The 21,565-nt window shown below is 30.1% G+C and carries 20 protein-coding genes; 2 read left to right on the top strand and 18 right to left on the bottom strand.

Annotation, left to right across the window (positions count from 1 at the left end; genetic code table 11):
- Positions 1-3: 3 nt before the first annotated feature.
- The 13 genes from CQA76_RS00615 to lepA form a co-directional block, all read right to left on the bottom strand.
- Positions 4-1,113: an ABC transporter substrate-binding protein gene (locus tag CQA76_RS00615; RefSeq protein ID WP_137621523.1), complete on the bottom strand. Its 1,110-nt coding sequence runs from the start codon at positions 1,111-1,113 to the stop codon at positions 4-6.
- An 8-nt stretch (positions 1,114-1,121) separates the two neighbouring features.
- The gene (locus CQA76_RS00610; RefSeq protein WP_137621522.1) at positions 1,122-2,240 is read right to left on the bottom strand and encodes an ABC transporter substrate-binding protein; all 1,119 of its coding nucleotides are present in this window, start codon (positions 2,238-2,240) and stop codon (positions 1,122-1,124) included.
- Between the two features lie 31 nt (positions 2,241-2,271).
- Complete coding sequence (locus CQA76_RS00605) at positions 2,272-2,700, bottom strand: c-type cytochrome (protein ID WP_137621521.1); 429 nt, start codon at positions 2,698-2,700, stop codon at positions 2,272-2,274.
- 10 nt (positions 2,701-2,710) lie between these two features.
- Positions 2,711-2,905, bottom strand: coding sequence for a mini-MOMP protein (locus tag CQA76_RS00600; RefSeq protein ID WP_137621520.1), 195 nt, complete (start codon positions 2,903-2,905; stop codon positions 2,711-2,713).
- A gap of 56 nt (positions 2,906-2,961) precedes the next feature.
- The gene (locus CQA76_RS00595; protein ID WP_137621519.1) at positions 2,962-3,465 is read right to left on the bottom strand and encodes a YqhA family protein; all 504 of its coding nucleotides are present in this window, start codon (positions 3,463-3,465) and stop codon (positions 2,962-2,964) included.
- A gap of 9 nt (positions 3,466-3,474) precedes the next feature.
- Positions 3,475-4,506 (bottom strand): aspartate-semialdehyde dehydrogenase, encoded by a 1,032-nt coding sequence (locus tag CQA76_RS00590; RefSeq protein ID WP_137621518.1) that lies wholly within the window; start codon positions 4,504-4,506, stop codon positions 3,475-3,477.
- Between the two features lies 1 nt (position 4,507).
- Positions 4,508-5,803, bottom strand: a complete 1,296-nt coding sequence (locus tag CQA76_RS00585; RefSeq protein WP_137621517.1) for a sigma-54-dependent transcriptional regulator — start codon at positions 5,801-5,803, stop codon at positions 4,508-4,510.
- A 47-nt stretch (positions 5,804-5,850) separates the two neighbouring features.
- On the bottom strand, positions 5,851-6,300 hold the full coding sequence (locus CQA76_RS00580) for a hypothetical protein (protein ID WP_137621516.1): 450 nt from the start codon (positions 6,298-6,300) through the stop codon (positions 5,851-5,853).
- Positions 6,276-6,794, bottom strand: coding sequence for a flagellar assembly lipoprotein FlgP (gene flgP, locus CQA76_RS00575; RefSeq protein WP_137621515.1), 519 nt, complete (start codon positions 6,792-6,794; stop codon positions 6,276-6,278). Before flgP ends, CQA76_RS00580 begins: the two co-directional genes overlap by 25 nt.
- A gap of 72 nt (positions 6,795-6,866) precedes the next feature.
- A complete protein-coding gene (gene gyrA, locus CQA76_RS00570) occupies positions 6,867-9,434 on the bottom strand; it encodes a DNA gyrase subunit A (RefSeq protein WP_137621514.1) in 2,568 nt (855 codons plus the stop codon).
- A 40-nt stretch (positions 9,435-9,474) separates the two neighbouring features.
- A complete protein-coding gene (locus CQA76_RS00565) occupies positions 9,475-10,050 on the bottom strand; it encodes a ComF family protein (protein ID WP_137621513.1) in 576 nt (191 codons plus the stop codon).
- Positions 10,047-10,688: an outer membrane lipoprotein MapA gene (gene mapA / locus CQA76_RS00560; RefSeq protein ID WP_137621512.1), complete on the bottom strand. Its 642-nt coding sequence runs from the start codon at positions 10,686-10,688 to the stop codon at positions 10,047-10,049. The genes CQA76_RS00565 and mapA overlap by 4 nt, the downstream gene beginning before the upstream one ends.
- Before the next feature lie 107 nt (positions 10,689-10,795).
- The gene (gene lepA / locus CQA76_RS00555) at positions 10,796-12,586 is read right to left on the bottom strand and encodes a translation elongation factor 4 (protein ID WP_137621511.1); all 1,791 of its coding nucleotides are present in this window, start codon (positions 12,584-12,586) and stop codon (positions 10,796-10,798) included.
- A 141-nt stretch (positions 12,587-12,727) separates the two neighbouring features.
- Between lepA and CQA76_RS00550 the strand changes: the two genes are divergently transcribed.
- Positions 12,728-13,942, top strand: a complete 1,215-nt coding sequence (locus CQA76_RS00550) for a DUF2920 family protein (protein ID WP_137621510.1) — start codon at positions 12,728-12,730, stop codon at positions 13,940-13,942.
- Between the two features lie 73 nt (positions 13,943-14,015).
- On the opposite strand, the gene CQA76_RS00545 is transcribed toward CQA76_RS00550, so the two are convergent.
- The 5 genes from CQA76_RS00545 to CQA76_RS00525 all read right to left on the bottom strand — a co-directional run bounded on the left by CQA76_RS00545 (position 14,016) and on the right by CQA76_RS00525 (position 19,320).
- Entirely contained in the window at positions 14,016-14,243 is a 228-nt protein-coding gene (locus CQA76_RS00545) for a phosphopantetheine-binding protein (protein WP_137621509.1), read from the bottom strand.
- 9 nt (positions 14,244-14,252) lie between these two features.
- The gene (locus tag CQA76_RS00540; RefSeq protein WP_137621508.1) at positions 14,253-15,764 is read right to left on the bottom strand and encodes an amino acid adenylation domain-containing protein; all 1,512 of its coding nucleotides are present in this window, start codon (positions 15,762-15,764) and stop codon (positions 14,253-14,255) included.
- 61 nt (positions 15,765-15,825) lie between these two features.
- The gene (locus CQA76_RS00535; RefSeq protein WP_137621507.1) at positions 15,826-17,733 is read right to left on the bottom strand and encodes an iron ABC transporter permease; all 1,908 of its coding nucleotides are present in this window, start codon (positions 17,731-17,733) and stop codon (positions 15,826-15,828) included.
- Positions 17,730-18,554: an ABC transporter substrate-binding protein gene (locus CQA76_RS00530; protein WP_137621506.1), complete on the bottom strand. Its 825-nt coding sequence runs from the start codon at positions 18,552-18,554 to the stop codon at positions 17,730-17,732. Before CQA76_RS00530 ends, CQA76_RS00535 begins: the two co-directional genes overlap by 4 nt.
- A 1-nt stretch (position 18,555) precedes the next feature.
- Complete coding sequence (locus CQA76_RS00525; protein WP_137621505.1) at positions 18,556-19,320, bottom strand: ABC transporter ATP-binding protein; 765 nt, start codon at positions 19,318-19,320, stop codon at positions 18,556-18,558.
- A 187-nt stretch (positions 19,321-19,507) separates the two neighbouring features.
- Here CQA76_RS00525 and CQA76_RS00520 point away from each other — a divergent pair, with 187 nt between their 5' ends.
- Positions 19,508-21,553, top strand: coding sequence for a TonB-dependent siderophore receptor (locus CQA76_RS00520; protein WP_137621504.1), 2,046 nt, complete (start codon positions 19,508-19,510; stop codon positions 21,551-21,553).
- The last annotated feature ends 12 nt before the right edge of the window (positions 21,554-21,565 follow it).

The raw sequence follows: 21,565 nt of genomic DNA, 5'->3' as shown, positions 1-21,565 counted from the left end.
GTCCTAAGGATTTATTATATCTTTATATATTGGTTTTTGATTTTTAATTTCTTTTACGATAATAGAACGAATTGCATTACCGCTTTCATCAATACTAATAATTCCAGAAACACCTTCGTAATTTTTAGTTTGGTGAATTTTATTATTGATACATTCGCTTGTAAGAGTTTCTTTACATGCATTCATAGCATTAAACATTACAAAATAGGCATCAGCTCCCATTGCTGAAAAAGCAGGGACATCTTTGTCTTTTTTCTCCTTTTCATAAACCAAAATAAAATCTTTGCCTAATTTTGTTACAGGATTATAAGAATCAAAACTATCAGTAAAAATATAGTTATCAGATGCTTCCTTAGCTAATTTTATAAAAGTAGCATCCGCAACACCATCAGCAGAACCCATAGGAGTATTTAAGCCTATAATTTTTGATTGTCTAGCAAACAAAGCCGCTTCACTATAATAAAGTGGTAAATAAATAAAATCTGGATTTAAAATTTTAATCTGAGTAATAATAGCTCTAAAATCTTTATCTCCTGAATTTACTCTTAACACCTTTAAGATTTTTCCGCCTCTTGCTTTAAATTCCTTTTCAAAAGCTTTTGCCAAACCCAAAGAATAATCTGTACTCTGATCCACCACTACAACGGCTCTTTTAAAACCAAACTTTTGGCTAACATATTTTGCTAAAGAAGAACCTTGAAAACTATCTGTAAAACATACTCTGCTAGAATAGAATTTATTTTCCAAAAGTTTATCTCCAGTTGCTGCAGGCGCAATGAGTGGAATTTTATTTTCTTCAGCCACTCGCATCACCTGCAAAGTATTGGCAGTAATCATCTCGCCAATAAGTCCTAAAACTTTATCTTGTGTAACAAGACGAGTTGCTGCACTTGAAGATTCTATTTTATCACCCTTAGTATCCAAAACAATTAATTTTATCTTATCACCATTTTGCAAAGATCCTTGCATTTTATTTGCAATTTCAATACCGTCTAAAGCACTTTGTCCGTAAGCTGCCGTAGATCCGCTTAAAGGTAAAACGACTCCTATATTAATATCTTTAGCTTCCAAATTAAAAGCTAAAAACGCTAATAAAATAATTTTTTTATTCATTGGTGCTCCTAAGGATTTATCAAGGTTTTATAAACCTGTTTACCATTTTGAATTTCCTTTATGACAACTGGACGTAAAGCATTTCCACTGGCATCTATACTTATAAAACCTCCAACGCCTTCGTAATTTTTAGTTTGGTGAATTTTATTATTGATACATTCGCTTGTAAGAGTGTCTTTGCATGCATTCATAGCATTAAACATTACAAAATAGGCATCAGCTCCCATTGCTGAAAAAGCAGGAAGATTTTTATCTCCTTCTTTTTTTTCATACTCAGCAATGAATTTTTTACCACGATTTGTTGAAGGATTACTAGAATCAAAGCTATCAGTAAAAATTACACCGTTTACTGCACTAGAACCTAACTCTATGAAAGTTTTATTATTCACTCCATCTCCCGCGGTTAACAATTTGTCAAATCCTAATTGTTTTGCCTGTCTCGCAATCAACGCTGCCTCTGGATGGTAAATTGGCATATATACAAAATCCGGATTTAGGCTCTTAAGCTGAGAAACAACTGCTCTAAAATCCTTATCTCCTGAATTAATCACAAGTTTCTTAAGAACTTTACCACCATTTGCTTTTAAAGATTTTTCAAAAGCTTTTGCTAAACCCAAAGAATAAACATTACTTTGATCAATAATAACTACAGCATTTTTCAAATTTAATTCTTTAGTAACATATGAGGCAAATTTGTCTCCTTGAAAACTATCATTAAAACAAACACGTGAAGCATATTTTTTACCATCTAAAAGCTTATCTCCTGAAGCTACTGGAGCTACTAAAGGAATTTTTTTATTTTCGATAATGGAAATTGCTTGAATCGTATTTGGAGTAGTTGTTTCTCCGATAATTCCCAATACTTTATCTTGTGTAATTAAACGATTAATACTGCTTGCTACTTCAAGTTTATCGCCTTTAGTATCAATAACAACCAATTTAACTATATCTCCGTTATCAAGTTTTGAATTTAATTTGTTCGCAAGCTCAATCCCATTAAAAACGTCTTGTCCATATGCAGCCACAGATCCTGTTAATGGTAAAATAACTCCTAAATTGATCGTTTTTGCACATAAGTGGTAGTTTATTAAAAGCAAAATGCCTATTATTAAAGTTGTTTTTTTCATTAATCTTTCCTTAATTTAAAAATTTAATATTTTATTTTAAAAAAATATTATGTTTAGTTTTTTGTTCCGGTTCCTCTTCTATCAGATCTTTAACTTGTAATTCTATAGCAAAATCATCGCCCTTAATATAAGCAATAATATTATCTATATCATCATGACTTAAATTCTTAGCAACCAAAGCCATTTGAGAAGTTCTAGTTGAACTATTTTCTAAAGTAAATCCTATTAAGGCCGTCTTAATATCTTCTGCGGACATATCTTTTAATGCCTTAAACCTGGCTGTGCTTTTTTCCGCATTATCTCCGTGGCACGTATTGCATTTATTTTTAAAATATAAATCTTTAGCCTTAGCCATATCATATTGCTTATTAGTGTCAAAAGTATAAGTCAAAAAAGACTTTAAATTTACTCCAAAAAGTGCAACAATAAAAACTGAACTTATAAACAAAAAACGAAACATATCCTACCTTCTACTTTATAGTAATTTGAATTTGATTTTTGATGCTATGTTTTTGATTTTTCTTATTTATTTTCTTATTTTTTGTTTCATATCGATAACGCACAGTTCCAGACACTTCAATATCCTTAAAAGTATCATCCAAAAAAGTCGCCTCAGAAAAACTAAAACTACCCAGTAGCACAAAAGCTATAATCAATTTCACTATATAAAAACCCTTAATAAAAATAAAGACTTAATTATATCAAAAAAAGATAACCAAACTCAATGATTTCCCTTATGTAAAAAATAAAGTCCAACACAAAGTGCTAAAATAGAACCTGCTAAAAAAGCCATATCAACTGGTGTTGTAAATTTCATCTGTAAAACTCTTTGAAAAAAATTTACTACCAAAACCATAATAATAACCTTAGCAAGCTTATCTTTAAGCTGATCTAAACTATGTACTTCCAAAACTTTACTTTGTTTCATCTGCTTAAATTCTTCAATCTCGCTAATAAAAAGCTCATAAACACCAAAAGAAAAAATAAATAAAACCAAGGCCATTAAGTAAAGATCAACAGCTCCAATAATTAAACCAACGACATCCTCGTGCAAATCTACACTCAAGCCTGTAAAAAAATAATTATAGGTGTAAAAAATAACTTTTAAAACATCATAACTTGCTATAATAAAAAGCACAAAAGCACCTATAAGTCCAAAAATCACTGGTAAAATTGTAACCATACGACTTTTAACCAATAAAGATTCAAAAATTTTTTCTAACATTAATTTTTCCTACTTATTTTTTAATTCCAACCATTTCTGAGCAATTCTAACAGCATTAGTTGCTGCTCCTACACGAATTTGATCGGCAACACACCATAGATGAAGTATTTTTTTATCATATTGATCTAAACGAATTCTTCCCACATAGGTTTCATTGGTATCGCTTGTAGTTAAAGGCATAGGATATTTTTTATTTTTTGGATCATCTAAAACCACAATGTTTGGAGCCTTTTTCAAAATTCGATATATTTTAGCAACATCTACCTCTTGATTAAAATGCATTGTAATAGACTCGCTATGACTTCTTAAAACTGGAACTCTTACGCAAGTTGCTGAAATTTGAAGCTTTTTATGTAAAATTTTTTGAGTCTCATTGATCATTTTCAATTCTTCTTTAGTATAGCCATTATCTGCAAATTCATCTATTTGGGGGATTAAATTTAAAGCTAAAGTATATGGAAAAGCCTTAGCTTTAAACTCGTCTAATTTAAAAGCAAAAAAACTTTGCATTCCCTCAACTAATTCTTGCATTCCTTCTTTACCTGCACCACTAGAAGCTTGATAAGTGCTTACATCCACTCGCTTAAGATCAAAAGCATCATCAAGTGGTTTTAAAACATGTACCATTTGTATTGTTGAGCAATTTGGATTTGCAATAATACCTGTTTTTTTCCAATTCTTAATATCTTCAAAATTACATTCTGGAACAACCAAAGGAACATCTTTATCCATTCTAAAATGACTTGTATTATCAATAACCACAGCACCACACTCAACGGCAAATTTAGCGTATTGTTTGCTTATGTTTCCACCTGCGCTAAAAAAAGCGATATCTACTGGATTTTCTCTAAAGGTATCTTCTTTTAGTTCTTTTACTTTATAGACTTTTCCTTTAAATTCTATCTCATCGCCTACGCTTTTAGCACTTGCTAAAGGCAAGATACTTTCAACTGGAAATTCAAGTTCTTCCAAAACATTTAAAAGTTCTTCACCGACAGCACCGGTTGCACCTACTATGGCTATTTTTTGTTTTTTTGCCATTTTATTCCTTTATTTGATATTGTCCAATTTTTTTCTCTAAAATTTCAAGACTCATTCCAAGCTCATTAGCTGCTTTTTGCTTATTGAAACCAACCTCTTTTAGAATTTGTTCTAGCAACTCTTTTTCTAAATTTTTCACATCTTTTTTAAAAGTTCTAGCTTCTAAAAATAAATCTTGTGATAAAATTTCATTTCCTTCGCTTAAAATACAAGCACGTTGTACTATAGAAATAAGCTCCCTGATATTACCTGGATAATTGTATTCTAGTAAAGTTTTTTCAGCCTCTTTGCTTAAACATTTATTTTCAAAATTATACTCTTGACAGGTTTGTTCAAGGACTTTATCTGCGATTTCTAAAATCTCCTCCTTACGCTCTCTTAAAGGAGGAATGTTAATAGGAATGGTATTTAAACGATAATAAAGATCTGATCTAAAATCTCCATTTTTTATTTTTTCGTCCAAATTAGCATTGGTTGCACTTATAATTCTTACATCTATTTTGATATTTTTTGTACTTCCAAGTCTTGTAATTTCTTTTTCCTGTAAGGCTCTTAAAAGTTTTGCTTGTATCTCGTAAGGCATTTCACCAATTTCATCTAAAAATAAAGTTCCTCCATTGGCCATTTCAAAAAGACCTATTTTGGTTGTGTTAGCATCCGTAAAAGCTCCTTTTTCGAATCCAAATAATTCACTTTCTATTAAATTTGCAGGAATTGCAGCCATATTAATAGCTACAAAAGGTTTATCAAAACGTTGCGAATTTTCATGGATAAAACGAGAAAAAACCTCTTTACCTACCCCACTTTCTCCAAAAAACATTACTGAAACATCAGTTTTAGCTGCCTTCTTGCTTAAATTTAAAGTTTGTTCTAATTTTTCAGATGTAGAAAAAAAGCCTGTATTTTTATGGGTATTTTGACTTTTAGATTTTCTATCAGAAGTTTTTTCACGTATAATCTTTGCACGTTTAATAGCTTCAACTAAAGTTTCTATATCAAAAGGTTTAGTCAAAAAATCTTTCACTCCAAGTCGCATAGCTTCAATAGCACGATTTAAAGTTGCATTTCCGGTCATAATAATGAAATCATATTTATCTTCGCAAGCTTTAACAAATTCAAGTCCATCCATACCAGGCATATTTATATCTGTAATGATTAAATCTGTATTAGAATCTATTTTTTTTAGAGCTTCTGTAGCGGATTTATAAGATTTGATTTTAAATTCTTCATATTCACCCAAAGCTATTTCTAGAGATTTTCTCATATTGATATCATCTTCAACAATCACCAAATTCATTATTAGCCTTTAACTTTTTTAGAATAATAGCAAAAAATGACTTAAATTCACTTTTTTTTAAGATAATAAATTAAAGCACTATGTTCTTTAAAATCTACACTAAAACGCAGAGGTAATATTTTTACATAAGTTTCATTTTGTGCTTTCATAAAATTGGTTTTTGTAATATCTTTTATAGAAATATTTGCACCAGTAAAACAATCGCTTAATTCTTCTTTATGAGAATTTAAAAAATCAAGTTTAATAGATTTAGGCATATAATCATCAATCATACCGAGTTCTGTTCTTGGAAATTTTTTCAAATCATTATCATTATAAGACACCTCGCAAGCAAATTCGCTTATAGCCTTATCACTTTTAGTCATTGCAAGAGATATATTTTGATTTTGATGAAAAAGAATTAAATTTCTACTAGAAAGTTCTGCCCAAAATATAAATTCATCTTGGGCAAAAATTTTAAAACTCAATAAGATTAATAAGCAAACAACTCTTTCCACTTGTCCGCATCAATCTTAAGTTCTAAATTTATTCTATAGAGACCTTGATTAAAACTTTCATCAATGATACTAGCATTTTTAATCAATCCATTCACTTGTGCAGTGATAGTTGAGCTTCTAAGCATAGCATCTTTAACAGTATCTTTACCATTAACTTTCACGCCGTAAAGCTTACTTGCAAGTTGTCTATAAGCATCTGTAATTGCAGCTCTTTTTGCTAATGCAAGTGCTTGAGCGGAAGAAACCGTATTCATAGGAGCAATACCTTCTCCAACTGCTGTAAAACTAAGCTCACTATCAGTTGCATCAGGAGCTAACATTTTTTCTTGCTTTATGATGTCGCGAACATCATCTTTATCTACTTTCTGTACGATAATATCAGACGCCTGAGAGTTTGTGCTAGGTTTATTTGCACTTTTACTCATGCTTTTTATGCTTGGCACACAACCAACAAAAATTCCTGCTATTGCTAGCATCACAAATATTTTTTTCATATTCACACCTTCAAATTTATTGTAATTATTTTTAATTAAGCAAAAATCGTTCCAACTTTTTTAACTAAAAAATCATCTTAAATCTAAATTTTCATCAATAAAATCTTCATCAACTTCTTCTTTAGGACATTTAGCAATACTCACCACTTCGTCACTTTCCACATTGACGACAATAACCCCACTAGTATTGCGTCCTGCTTTACGAATACTTTGCATATCCACACGAATCATTTTCCCACTACTTGTAAGAGCCATTAGATCCATACCTTCATCTACAATCACCACACTAATAAGCTCTTTGGTTTTATCAGTGAGTTTCATACAAATAACACCCTTACCTCCTCTACTTTGAAGTCTATACTCTCCAGCATTTGTACGTTTTCCTATACCCTTAGCACTCACGCTTAAAATTTCTTGATCGTCATTTTCTATAACGACTGCTCCTACTAATTCATCATTTTTTTCTTTAAATTTAATAGCCGTTACCCCACGACTTACGCGGCCAATTTCACGCACCTTTGCAAGAGGGAATTTAATACACATACCTTTTTTTGTAACCGCAAAAAGCATTTTTCCTTTTACTTCTTCACCTGTTAATTCGATATTTTCATTATCAACTTCCGTATTTATACCTTCTTCATTATCTAAATGATTAGATTCCTCATCATCTCTTTGAACAATGATTGCTGTAACTAATTCATCATTTTCATCTAGATTAATCGCTTTTACACCTACGCTACGTATATTTTGGTATTCGCTTAAATTAGTACGTTTAACAATACCATTTTTTGTAAAGAAACATAAAGATTTGCTTTGATCAAAATCAGTCGTTGGAATAATCGCCATAATTTTTTCTTCAGCTTGCAAATTGATCAAATTAACAACAGCCTTTCCTTTAGCAGTTCTTGATCCTTCTGGAATTTTATAAACTTTTAACCAATAAAGCTGACCCCTATCAGTTACAAACATCAAAGTGTCGTGCGTATTTGCCGTAAAGAAATTTTCTATGAAATCATCATCATAAGTCGTAACAGCAAGTTTACCTTTGCCGCCACGTTTTTGTTTTTCATACTGCTTGCTTGGAACACGCTTAATATAACCACGATGAGTGATAGTCACTACCATATTTTCATTTGGAATCAAATCTTCTATATCAATATCATCATAATCATCTTCTATTTGAGTGATACGTGGCACATTAAATTTGGCTTTAATTTCTTTTAATTCATCGCGAATTAAATCTTCAAGCAATTTTTCACTTTTTAAAATTTCATCCAATCTTGTAATTTCTTTCATAAGATCCGCAAGTTCATTTTCAATCTTTTCTCTTTCAAGTCCTGTTAAACGACCTAGTTTCATATCTAAAATGGCATTAGCCTGAATTTCGCTTAAACCAAATTTAGCTACTAAAGCATCTCTTGCGCTAGCATTATCAGGACTATTTTTAATCAAAGCTATCACATCATCGATATTATCAAGTGCAATTGTAAGGCCTTCTAAAATATGTGCTCTTGCTCTTGCTTTTTGAAGTTCAAAAATAGTTCTTCTTATAATAACTGTTTTTCTATGAGTTAAAAAGAGATTTAAAAGTTCACTTAAAGAAAAAATCTTTGGTTCTTTATTATGAATAGCAAGCATTATCACACCAAAGGTGCTTTCCATCGTCGTGGATTTGAAAAGATTGTTTAAAACAATTTCACTCATTGCTTCACGTTTAAGCTCTATAACAACGCGAATTCCTTCCCTATCGCTTTCATCTCTAACTTCAGAAATTCCTTCAATCTGCTTTTCTTTTACAAGATCGGCAATTTGCTCTATGAGTCTTGCTTTATTAGTTTGATAAGGAAGTTCATCTATAACAATAATATCTTTATTTGACTTTTTCTCTATGTGAGTTTTTGCTCTAACTTTTACGCGACCGCGTCCTGTTTGGTAAGCCTCAATAATACCTTTTTTACCATATATAATACCACCGGTTGGAAAATCAGGGCCTTTGATAAACTGCATCAATTCTTCTAAAGTGGCATTTTTATTATCAAGTAAATATAAAAGACCGTCAACTAATTCATTTAAACTATGTGGAGGAATATTGGTTGCCATACCCACTGCAATACCGCTAGATCCATTAAGTAATAAATTTGGCACCCTAGCAGGTAAAACATCCGGCTCATTCATGGAATCATCATAATTTGGAATAAAATCCACCGTATCTTTGTCAATATCACGTAAAAGTTCTTCAGCTAAAATCGTCATTCTAGCTTCAGTATAACGCATTGCAGCCGCACCATCTCCATCTATAGATCCAAAGTTTCCTTGCCCATCTATGGTTGGATAACGCATAGAAAAATCTTGCGCCATTCTTACTAAGGCATCATAAACAGCGGTATCGCCATGTGGATGGTATTTACCGATCACATCCCCGACAATACGTGCGGATTTCTTATAAGCACTGCGACTCCCAACACCAAGATCATTCATAGCATAAAGAATTCTTCTATGCACAGGCTTTAAACCATCTCTTGCGTCCGGAAGAGCACGCCCGATAATAACACTCATAGAATAATCTAAATAACTACTTTTAATGGAATTTTCTATATCGACAATCTCAATATCAGAATCTTTGTTAAAAATATTTTCCATAAAAATCCTTCCACAATATTGAAATTTTTATTTTACCATATTAAACTTTTGCATCAGCTAAAACAAGAGCAAAAAGAACAGAAATTTCATTTTTTTCTAAAAAATTTTTAGCTTCTATTAAACTAGATCCTGAAGTTACAATATCATCAACCAAAATCACAGGATGAGAAATTCTTTTTAAAAGTTTAAAATTTCTTTTATTTTTTTGCCTATATTCTAAACTTTTTCCAGAATATTTTAAAGAATTTTGAGAATGTAAAGCTCCAAATACAGGCTTAATGAATTGAGTTTTTAAATATTTAGCCAAAATAGCCGAATGAGAATAAAGTAAATTTTCCACCTTGTCATCTAAAGCTATAGCATTAATTTTTTCATCAGGAGAAAAGAAATTTTTAAATTTAGCAAAACTAAGCCTTGCTAAAAAATGAAAAACGAAATAACCATAAAAATGATGCTTAGAGTGCAATAAATGTTTTATTTCATGGTATTTATAAAAAGAATATACTTTAAAATCATCCTCAAGAATTCTTATCCCTAAAGAAAAATCGGATAATTCTTGAGAACAATCATCACAAAAACAAAGCAGAGTAAAGCCTCCGCAATTTAAGCATTTCAAAGTTCTGAAATGATGCTTGCTGCTTTATTGGCCATTTGTTTTATAAGTAAATGTGTATAAAAAGTAATATCTTTTAAATTTTCAAAACCTTGTACATCTTGCTTTGTGCGTAAGGTGAATTTTCTATTTTTATTTACATCACTTAAATTTAAAACTCCAACAAGCTTTGAATGCAATCCTATTCCGTCTTGCTTTGCACTATATCCAACAAAAGCAAGATCTACTTTAGTCACATAAGGAGAATCTGCACTATTGTCATCAAGTACTACAATACCACGAGCTTCAAGTTCTTGTTTTAAGTATGTATAAAAAATAGCATTAAAATTAAGATCTACAAGTAATTTTTGATTTTTCGTAAAAAATACTTTTTGATTTTCTTTTAAATCATAAAAACGATGCAAATAAACCTTTTTTAAAGCCACTGCAGTATCTAAAGTACGTTTATTAGCACAACATTGAATTCCAATATCGCTTATATATAAAAGACCTTTTATTTTAGCTTCATAGCCATTTGGACTCTCACAAGGACTGCACGCTGAATCTTTAGAAATTTGATTAACTTGATCAAAAGTATTCTTACTAGCACAAGAATTTAAAAACAAAGCTACAAGTGTAAAAAGTAAAAACTTTTTAATCATTTCTTCTCCTTAGATTTATTTTATAGAAAATTATTTTTCAAGCATTGTATTAAAATTATCAATAAAATTCAAGTCTAATTTTGAAATAAATTTTTATTTATATAAAATTAATCGATTTTCAAAACACTCAAAAAGGCTTCTTGAGGTAAATGGACTTTACCAATGGCCTTCATTCTTTTTTTACCCTCTTTTTGTTTTTCTAAAAGCTTTCTTTTTCTGGTAATATCCCCGCCGTAACATTTTGCGGTTACGTTTTTTCCCATAGATTTAACCGTTTCTCTTGCAATGATTTTATTCCCTATACTTGCTTGAATAGCAACTTCAAAAAGCTGCCTAGGAACGATTTCTTTCATCGCACTTACAAGCTCTCTTCCTTTGCTAAGTGCTTTTTCATTTGGCACGATAATGCTTAAAGCATCGACGTTTTCTCCTGCTACTTTAATATCAAGCTTAACCAAATCCCCAATACGAAATTCGATCGGCTCATAATCAAAACTCGCATACCCTTTAGTTAAAGATTTTAATTTATCATAAAAGTCCATCACAATTTCATTTAAAGGCACATCGTATTCTAACAAAACACGTTCAGGTGTGATATAATCCATCTTCACCTGCACCCCTCTTTTGCGATTTAAAAGAGTGATTAAATTTCCTAAAAACTCACTCGGAGTGATAATCGTAGCTTTAACATAAGGCTCTTTAATATGATCGATTTTATTAACCGGTGGGAGTTCGCTAGGATTTTGAATTTTCAAAAGTTCTCCATTGGTTTGATAAATTTCGTATGTTACTGTCGGAGCTGTCGCAATGAGGTCAAGATTGAATTCTCTTTCTAGTCTTTCTTTGATAACCTCCATGTGCAAAAGACCTAAAAAACCAACCCTAAAGCCAAAACCTAAAGCCAAAGAAGTTTCTGGTTCGTAAGTAATGGAGCTATCATTAAGTTTTAATTTATCTAAGGCATCCCTTAAATCCTCAAATTTATCCGTTTCTATAGGATAAAGTCCTGCAAATACAAAGGCTTTTGCTTTTTCAAAGCCTCCTATAGCTTCTTTGGCTTTATTTTTAGTTAAAGTGATGGTATCTCCAACCTGAACATCACCAACAGTTTTAAGCCCTAAAACGACAACTCCAACCTCTCCTGATTTTAAACTTTGAGTTTTTACCGGACTTAGAGGATGAGGATAAAAAAGATCTTGAACAATATGCTTTTTATCAGTACTCATTACCAAAACTTCATCATTTTTAGAAATTTGCCCTTCATAAATTCTCACTAAAGCCAAAGCACCCAAATAATTATCAAACCAAGAATCATAGATTAAAGCTTTAGTTGGAGCTTCATTGTCTATTTTTGGTGCTGGAACTTTAGTGATAATCGTTTCTATAAGATCCTTTATTCCTAAGCCTGTTTTAGCACTCACGCAAATTGCATCTTTACAATCTATACCTATAATGTGCTCGATTTCGTGCTTAACTTTTTCCACATCCGCATTTGGAAGATCAATTTTATTGATAACTGGAATAATCTCAAGGTTATTTTCAAGTGCGATATAAACATTGGCTATGGTTTGTGCTTCAACTCCTTGAGAAGCATCCACTACAAGCAAAGCTCCTTCACAACTTGCCAAAGATCTGCTTACTTCATATGAAAAATCCACATGACCTGGAGTGTCAATCAAATTTAAAATATATTTTTGATTATTAAAGGTGTATTCTAAACGAACAGATTGAGCTTTTATCGTAATGCCTCGTTCTTTTTCTATATCCATAGTATCCATAACTTGAGCACTCATTTGCCTATCGCTAATGGCTCCACATTCTGAAATGATTCTATCCGCTAGAGTGCTTTTTCCATGATCAATATGTGCTATGATTGAAAAATTTCTAATATTTTCCATAGTTTTCCTAAAAAATATACTTTATAAAATTTTAGCAAAAATATTTTTCAGAAATGATTAAATTTAATCTTAGATGGATGTATATTTTTATTTTTACCAAATTTTAAGTATAATCATCTTTAAAATATTAAAAGGTTATTAATGATCGTTGATAAAACTTATGAAATTTCTTCTTGTGATGATGTAGAGCTTAATATCAAAAGAACTTCAAAACTAGAATACCGCATGACTTATGATGATGAAAAAGAAATAAAGGCTATAGTTTTTGTTCTAAAAGGATATGGGGCTAATGCTGATATTTCTTTTTTAGATTTTGATCGAGAATATATTGCTAAAAAATTTAATGTAGTCGTAGTAAATGTTTTTTATCATTGCTTTTGTCAAAGAAGATCAAATATAGAAAAATACAGTGCTACAACAATGTTTACGGAAGATGATTTAGAAAATTTACGAAAAGCCTTAAACGATATAAATATAGATGCGCAAGATTTAAGCATTTATAATGCAAATAGTTACTATCAAATCCTAAATCAAACAATATCAAATTTAAAATCGAACCATCAAATTCCACAAGATTATAAGGCTTATTTTACTTCAACTTTTATCCCTCCTAATGACGAATATCAAAACTATGGCATTATGGCCGCTATTGATCATATTAATGCCTTAAAAGACATTGCTAAAAATTATCCACAATTTGCAAATTTACCAAAGATCTACGGGGGGGGGTCTCATGGAGAATACCTATCTTTGCTTATAGCCAAAATTGCTCCTTGGTATGTGGATGGAGTGATTGGCAATTCAGGAGAAATATTACCCTCGTTAAGATTGATAATAGGGAGAGATGCAAATTTATATGACTATATTTTTGATGATCCAAATACCATAATAAATTGTTTTGTAAAAACCCATTGGACAAGAAAAGATCCTAATTCTCCTTATTATTTTAAAGATGAAAATTATATGATAAGAGCGATTTTAAATTCTTCTCATCTTATTCTTGGGGCTAATGCTAATCCAGACATCATTTATGTTTCTTACCATAGCGTTAAAGATGCAAATACTCCAGCTAAAGATAAAATAGAACTTTATAAATGTCTTAAGCAACTTAATCTTGATGCAACTTTACACCTAATCCAAGATGAAAAGGATATCGATGGTAAATATATTAAAAGTTTGGAACATGGTATGAGATTAAACAATAGGGCATTATTTGAAAAAGAGCTTCCTTTAATGCTTGAAAAATTAAAAGATAGAAAATTTCTTATGAAGGAAAATTCTATTTCTTATCCTTGCAAAAACAAAGTTTTCAAATTTAAAGATGAAGGGGATAAATTTAAGCTAGAAATTATTTAAAAGATAAAAATTTTTATCCCAAATTTAACTTTATATTAGATTTTTTAACTTGTTTGAAATAAATTCAAACAAATTAATCTTTCATGGCAAGTTCTAACATTTGCTTAATGCTCTCAAAGCTTTCAAAATACATAGGTCGCATAAAATCAGAATCTAAAGTTTTATTATAATGTTTTTCTATCTCATTGATTAAATTCATTACATCTAAGCTATCGATGATATTATCACTAACCAAATTTTGCATATTTTCATCAACATCAGCTCTGCCTATATTGATAAAAAACTGCTTAATCTCTTCCATTTTCTCTCCTTAAAGTTCTTTATAATAATTCCTATCAATCTTACCATTTTGATTGAGTTTAAAACCATCGATTCTTTTAAAATGTTTAGGTATCATATAAAGAGGTAATTTATCTTTTAAAAACATTCTAAAATCAATTTCTTCTTTACTCTCATAAAAACAAATGATCTCTTCTTTAAAAATACAAGCAGAATTTCTTACTTTATCATGAGAATTAATAATACTTTCTATTTCTCCTAGTTCTATTCTATGACCCATGTATTTGATCTGATTGTCAGCTCTTCCATAACACAATAATTCTTCAAATTCATTATAAGCAACAATATCTCCTGTTTTATAGAGTAAATCTAAATAATTATCATGTAAAGGATTTTGTATAAAAGCTTTTTTGGTTTTTTCTTTATCATTGTAATATCCTAAGGATAAAAATGAACCTCTTACATACAATTCTCCTTTTTTACCTATTTCTTTAGGACTTATATAATTCATATTCTCATCAAAAACCATCACTTGAACATTTTTTAATTCTTTACCTATAGGCAAGAGTTCATCATCTTTGAAGGGGCGGTTGATGATGTAGTAGGTGCAAACACCTGTAATTTCAGTAGGGCCATAAAGATTGATAAATTTAGCTTCCTTAAGATGATTTTTCCAAATATTTAAAGTTTTAGTAGGCATAATCTCACCCACCCAAGCTACAGTTTTTAAAGAATCAAGCCTAAATTTCTCTAAAGCGTTTCCTTTGCAAAGATGGGTTAAAACTGAAGGTACCCAAGAAATGATAGTGATTTTTTCTTGTTCAATATAAGAAAAAATTTCATTTGGAAAAGCAAAAAGATGATTAGGAATAATGTGTAAAGTTGCACCTGCTTTTACACTTGAAAAAATATCTCTCACGGAAGCACTGAAGTCAAATGGAGTTTGATTAAGTAACAAACTTTGAGAATCAACTTCTAATATTTGATAAATACTAAATGTATAATCCACCACACTCTTATGAGCTATACTCACTCCTTTAGGAATTCCAGTACTCCCACTCGTAAAAAGCACATAAAGTAAATTAGTATCGATATGGTTTTCTTTAGCCTTAGTGATTAGATTTTCATCGATATTAAAATTTTTAAAATTTTCTGTATAAAGAGTAGTCAAATTTAAATCTAATTTTAATTCTTTAGAAGTGATTAGAAGTTTTGGTTTTAAAACTTCTATAACTTTTTCTATTCTTTCTTTAGGACTTTTTTCATCTAAGAGTGTATAAAAGTTTCCACTTAAGGCTACGCCAAAAAAAGAAATCAAACAATCAATGCCTTTAGGCAGTATAATAAGAATGGCTTTTTGTAAAGGTAGGGTATCATTATCTAAAGTTCTTAAAATTTCACTGGCAACTTTTTTAGAATAAAGATCAAATTCTTTATAAGTAATTTCCTTTCTTCCCTCTTTAGCAAAGGGTTCAACAAAGGCTATTTTTTCACTAAAGTTTTCAACACTTTTTTCTAAGAAGTCATAGATGTGGGTGAGCAAAAAAATCCTTTATGGTGAAATCAAAATTTGATTATACTTAATACGAGCTTAATAAAAAATTTTAATATCTTTTTATCATAAAAAATAAATAAATACTTCCTAGTAAAGTCGCTACAATACCCAAAGGAATTTCATAAGGAAATAATGCGATTTTAGATATAAAATGAGCTAAAAACATTAAGCAAATTCCAAGCAAAGCTGCCACAAAAAGTTGATTATAAAGCTTTTTAATACCCAATAATTTCATAATATGAGGAGCCAATAAACCCACAAAACTAAAAGGACCTATACACAAAGTGCTTAAAGCACAAGCAAAGGCACTTAAAACAAGAAAGATAATTCTAATTTTTATTACATTAAGTCCTACGCTTAAAGCACAATTTTCTCCTAAAGAAAAAATCTTTAAACTAGGATACAATATATACAAAGCCGATAAAAAAATACCTGTATAAATTAACAAAAATAAACTTAAATTTTCATCTATATTAATAAGTCCTGCTTGAGTATAAGCTAAAAAAGTATAAGCTTTAAAATCTCCACTAGCTAGAAAAATTTTACCCAAAGCATCTGCAAAAAACATTATAGCTATACCTATAAGGATGATTTTTTGCATATTGATATTAAATTTAAAGCTTAAAAAAAATAAAAAGCATAAAACCGATAAAGCTCCTATAATAGCAAAAATTTGAACATATTCTAAAGAAAAATACAAAGCAAACAAGACACCCAAACTTGCTCCGGAATTAACCCCTAGCATTTCAGGCGATGCCATAGGATTAAAACTCAATCTTTGCAAGATAAAACCAACCAAGGCTAGTAAAACACCGCATAAAAGCAAAATAATAAGTTTATTTAATCTTAATGCTAAAATTTCATTCGATATATTTTTAAAACTCAAAGTTGAAAAATCAAAATACAAATTAAGAAAAAATAATATCAAAACAAGCAAGGTTAAACCTAAAATGATATATTTTTCCTTAAAATAAGAAAAAATATAAATATCATCATTGTTAAAATTCTCCTTCAACATCTTAAAAACAGCAAAAATAAGTAGCGGAGAACCAAGTAGCGCCAAAACTCCACCGGTAGGTAAATCAGTCCCTTTTGTAATTTGCAAAATTTGCAAAAATAAATCCACTCCAAACAATAAAAAAAAGCCTAAAAAGCCACAAATCAAAAACTCTTTTCTTGCATTTTTTATCTTAAAAAATTCCACAAAAATACTCGCAAACAAACCTAAAAAACTAATCACCCCTACAAAAGAAACCACCAAAGTGATAAAATAAGCACTCAAACACAAGGCAAAAAATTTAACATAAAAGATATTTTGCCCAACACTGCTTGCAAGCTCATCTCCTAAATTTAAAATTTTCAAATAAGGGATAAAAAAATACAAGCTAATCAACGCTATACTAGAATAACAAAAAAGCTCTATAACATCTTTAAAACCACTTTGAGTAAAATAACCGCTATTAAAAAGTAAAAAAGCCTTGCTTTCTTCTGGATAAAAAAGAATCATCAAAGAATTTAAAGCACCAAAAACCATCCCGCTTATGAGACCTAAAAGGATGATACTTGTAGAATTTAAATGCTTTTTAAGCATAAAAATAAAAATTAAAAACAAAATTAAAAAAGCCCCTAAAAAGCCCATCAATACTTTTGAAATATTTAAAAAATCAGGAAAAAATAAAGTAGCGATTAAAATAGCAAAACTAGCACTTGGAGCTACACCTAAGGTTGTATCACTGGCTAAAGGATTTTGCATCACGATACGTAAAATCAAAGAAGAAAAAGCGAGTAAAAAACCGCACAATAAACACATAAAAAAACGGCTTAAATTATAATTTACAAAAACAAAAGAAAGTAAATTTTCTTGATTATATTTTTTTAAAAAATCAAATTCCAAAAAAAGAAAAATACAAAGCAAAATAACCGATACAAATGTACATGAAAAAATAATTTTTTTCACTCAATCACCTTCAAAAGATCTTTAGCAAAACGTCTCATACTCATCAATGATCCTGCACTCCAAATAGGCTCTAATTCATTATAATCTTTAAAAATATTCATTTTTTGATAAAAAGGATTTTGCTTTAATTCTTCATCAAGCACAAAAGGAGTTGGCTTAATCACTATAAATTTTGTCTTTTTTGGAAGTTTTAAAAGATCTAAAAAACTTATCGTATCAACGCCCCAAGCATTGTTTGTATTTTTATCATAAGCATTTTTTAAACCAAGTTGATCCAAGACTGCACCAAAAAGACTATGTTTATTATAAATTCTTAAATGTTTTTTATCTATAAATTGAACTATAGCAATGGGTTTGGTATAACGCAATTTCTTTTTAGAAGTTTCAAAAAAGATTCTTGTATCTTCGATAAGATCTAAGGCTTCTTGCTTTTTATTTAAGAGAATTCCTATCTGTAAAACACCTTCGTTGATACTAGAATACACATCTTTTTTATTTTGATAAAAATCAATAATTTTGATTTTATTTTTTAAAATATGATTATCAATGCTAAATAAAGATGAAGTGATGATTAAATCAGGTTTTAAATTGATCATATATTCTATATTAGGTTGAACTCTAAGACCAACATCCTTTACATCTTTAGGCAAAGCAGGTTCTTTCACCCAAGTATTGTATATCCTTTTATCTCCAACCGCTAAAGGCTGATAATTTAACATCATCATTGTTTCAGCCATAGTCCAATCTAAAGCAATGATTTTTAATTCTTTAGCTTGTATCAATTCAAATAAAATTAAAAATAAAACAGCAATTTTTTTCATATCAAAAAAGCGCAATAGGAGACTTTCTTTTAGGGTGTTTTATAATACTAGCATCAATATTAAATATATCTTTCAATCTTTCTTCTTGCATAAATTCTTGCTTGCTTGCATTAAAAATAACCCTTCCTTCTTTTAAGGCAACGATTTCATCACAATACAATGCCGCTAAGTTAATATCATGCAAAATCAGCACTATACCCACTTTAAATTCTTTATTTAATCTAGATATTAATTCCATCAATTCAAATTGATACACGATATCCAAAGCAGCCAAAGGTTCATCCAAAAATAAAAATTCACTTTTTTGAGCTAAAAGCATAGCTAAAAAAGCCCTTGTTTTTTCTCCACCAGAAAGGGTATGAATTTCTCTATTTGACAAACTTAAGGTATTTGTCAATCTCATCACCTCCTCAATCAATCCCTCATCTTGATCTTTAAAAAACAATTTTTCATAAGAATAACGCCCCATTTTTACAAGTTCTTTTACGCTTAAATATCCTAAATTAGGCAAATGTTGCGGTAAATAAGCTATTTTTTGGGCTAATTTTTTTGAAGGAAATTTGGCTATATCTTCATCATTAAAGCAAACTTTTCCAGAAGATGGTTTTAATTGTCTGGCTAAAATTTTCAACAAAGTAGATTTTCCTGAACCATTATGCCCCATAAGAGCATAAATTTTATCGTTTTCAAAACATAAATTTGCAGGATAAATAATATATTGATTTTGATTTTTAAAATTTACATTGCAACTTTTTATGAGTGCCATTACTCATCATATCCTCTTTGAAAAACTTAAGCTCGGATTATAACATAAAGAAAAATAAAAAATAAATAAAAAATAATTTTTCTTTAAATTTTAAAATTATATAATTCACATTTTGAAAGTCAATTTCATTATTATAATTAAAAAATCCAAAATATTTGAAAATCATCAGAAAGGAAACTATACTTTTATGCATAAAAAAATATTTAATTCTTTTTTACTTATTTCAATAAGTGCAAGTTTAGCTTTAGCCAAAGAATCCTCTTACGAACTTAATGCCATTAGTGTTGTAGGCTCTGTTGAAAAAGGGAATGATAAGGTAGAATATCTTAGTCCAAAAAGTGTTTCTGTTGTAAATTCTGAACAAATCAAAGAACAAGGTGTGGAACAGCTTGATGAGATTACCCGTTATGAAAGTGGGTTTGTTTCCCAAATTTATGGTGCGGATTTGGATACGACAGATTGGCTTAAATTAAGAGGATTTGATGCAAGCTTAGTTTTAGATGGAACAGCCATTTATAAGGGTGGATATTTTGGATGGTCTCCTGATTTATATGGTTTAGAAAAAATAGAAGTTATTAAAGGAGCTGATTCTTTAAGCTACGGATCTTCACAAAGCGGTGGCGTGATCAACTTAGTCAGCAAAAGGCCTCAAAAAACTCCTATAGCAGAAATTGGAGCCAAAATAGGAAATTCGTCTCAAAATGGTTTATTTTTTGATGTTGGAGATAGGGTTTTTAATACAAATAGTCATTTTAGAATTGTTGGAAATTATTTCAGACAAGATGGACAGCTTGATGGAACATGGCAAGAGCATTATTATTTTGCTCCAAGTTTGGCTATAGATATAGATGATGATACTTTCTTAACACTTCTTGCAAGTTTTCAATATGATCAAGGAGTCCCTACAACCGGATTTTTTCCTATTTATGGAACTCTCATTGACACACCACAAGGAACAATTAAACCGAGTACCAATTTAGGATCGCCTTTGAGTGATTATCTAAAAAGAAAGCAATATTCCTTAGGATATGAATTTATACATTATTTTAACGATGAATTATCCTTTATGCAAAACTATCGTTACAATATGGAAGATAAAGAGCAATTTGCTGTGAGCTTTTCGGCTTTAGATCCAAATAACTCCAATATGGCTACAAGAAGTTCCATTATCTTAGATGGTATAGCAAGAAGCCATACCTTAGATAATAGGCTGATTTTAAAAAATACTTATAAAGAACTTGAAAATACCCTCACAGGTGGGATAGATTATCAATATATCTATGTGAATGGAAAATATGGTTATGGAAGTGCAGACAATGTCAATATCTTTAATCCTGATCACACTCCACAAATCAAAAGCAAAGTACCTACGTATTTAGTCAAGCAATCTCAACTAGGTTTATATGTTCAAGATAGAGCTAAATTATATGATAAATGGATTTTAGATCTTGGTATGCGTTTTGATAAAGCTAAAAGCAATGCAAAAAGCTTTGGAAGTAAAAGTGACTATAATGTAAATCATACAAGTTTTCAAACAGGTCTAATGTATGTATTTGAAAATTTAGGATTAATGCCTTTTGTAAGCTATTCTGGAGCCTTTAGACCCATAGCTGGAAGTGATGGAGATGGCAAGGATTACAAACCTTATCAAAGTAGGCAATATGAGGCCGGTATTAAATATCTTCCTTTTTTTATGGATGGGGAAATTAATTTGTCTTATTTTGATATACAAGAAAAAAACGCTCTAGTTAATGCGGATCCAAGTGCAGCTATACCTGTATCCATACAAGCTGGAAAGCAAAATGCCAAAGGTTTAGAACTAAGCTCAAGTATAGCTTTAAGCGAAAATATTGATTATTCTTTGGCATATAATCATTATTTTCAAACTCATACTTCATTAGACGCAACAAGAGAAATAAGAACGCCTATGATGCCAAAAAATGTTTTAGCTACCAAAATTTCTCATACTTTTAAAATTGATCATAAACAAAATTTTAAAAGCAGCTTTGGCATACGCTATGTAGGAAGTAGCACTGATGAGGCTGGGAATATTGGTATTAGAGTACCTTCATATACACTTTATGATCTTGCCTTTGGATATAATTATGACAAATGGCAATTTCAACTCAATATCGATAATATTTTTGATAAAAAATATGTTAGTGGATGTTATTATTCTTGTTATTACGGAGAAGGCATTAGAGGAATTTTATCCGTCTCTTATAAATATTAAAATAAAAAGCAA

Origin of the sequence: Campylobacter aviculae, from assembly GCF_005406215.1 — a bacterium.
Taxonomy (GTDB): Bacteria; Campylobacterota; Campylobacteria; order Campylobacterales; family Campylobacteraceae; genus Campylobacter_D; species Campylobacter_D aviculae.
This window is presented reverse-complemented; position numbering and strand designations above follow the sequence as displayed.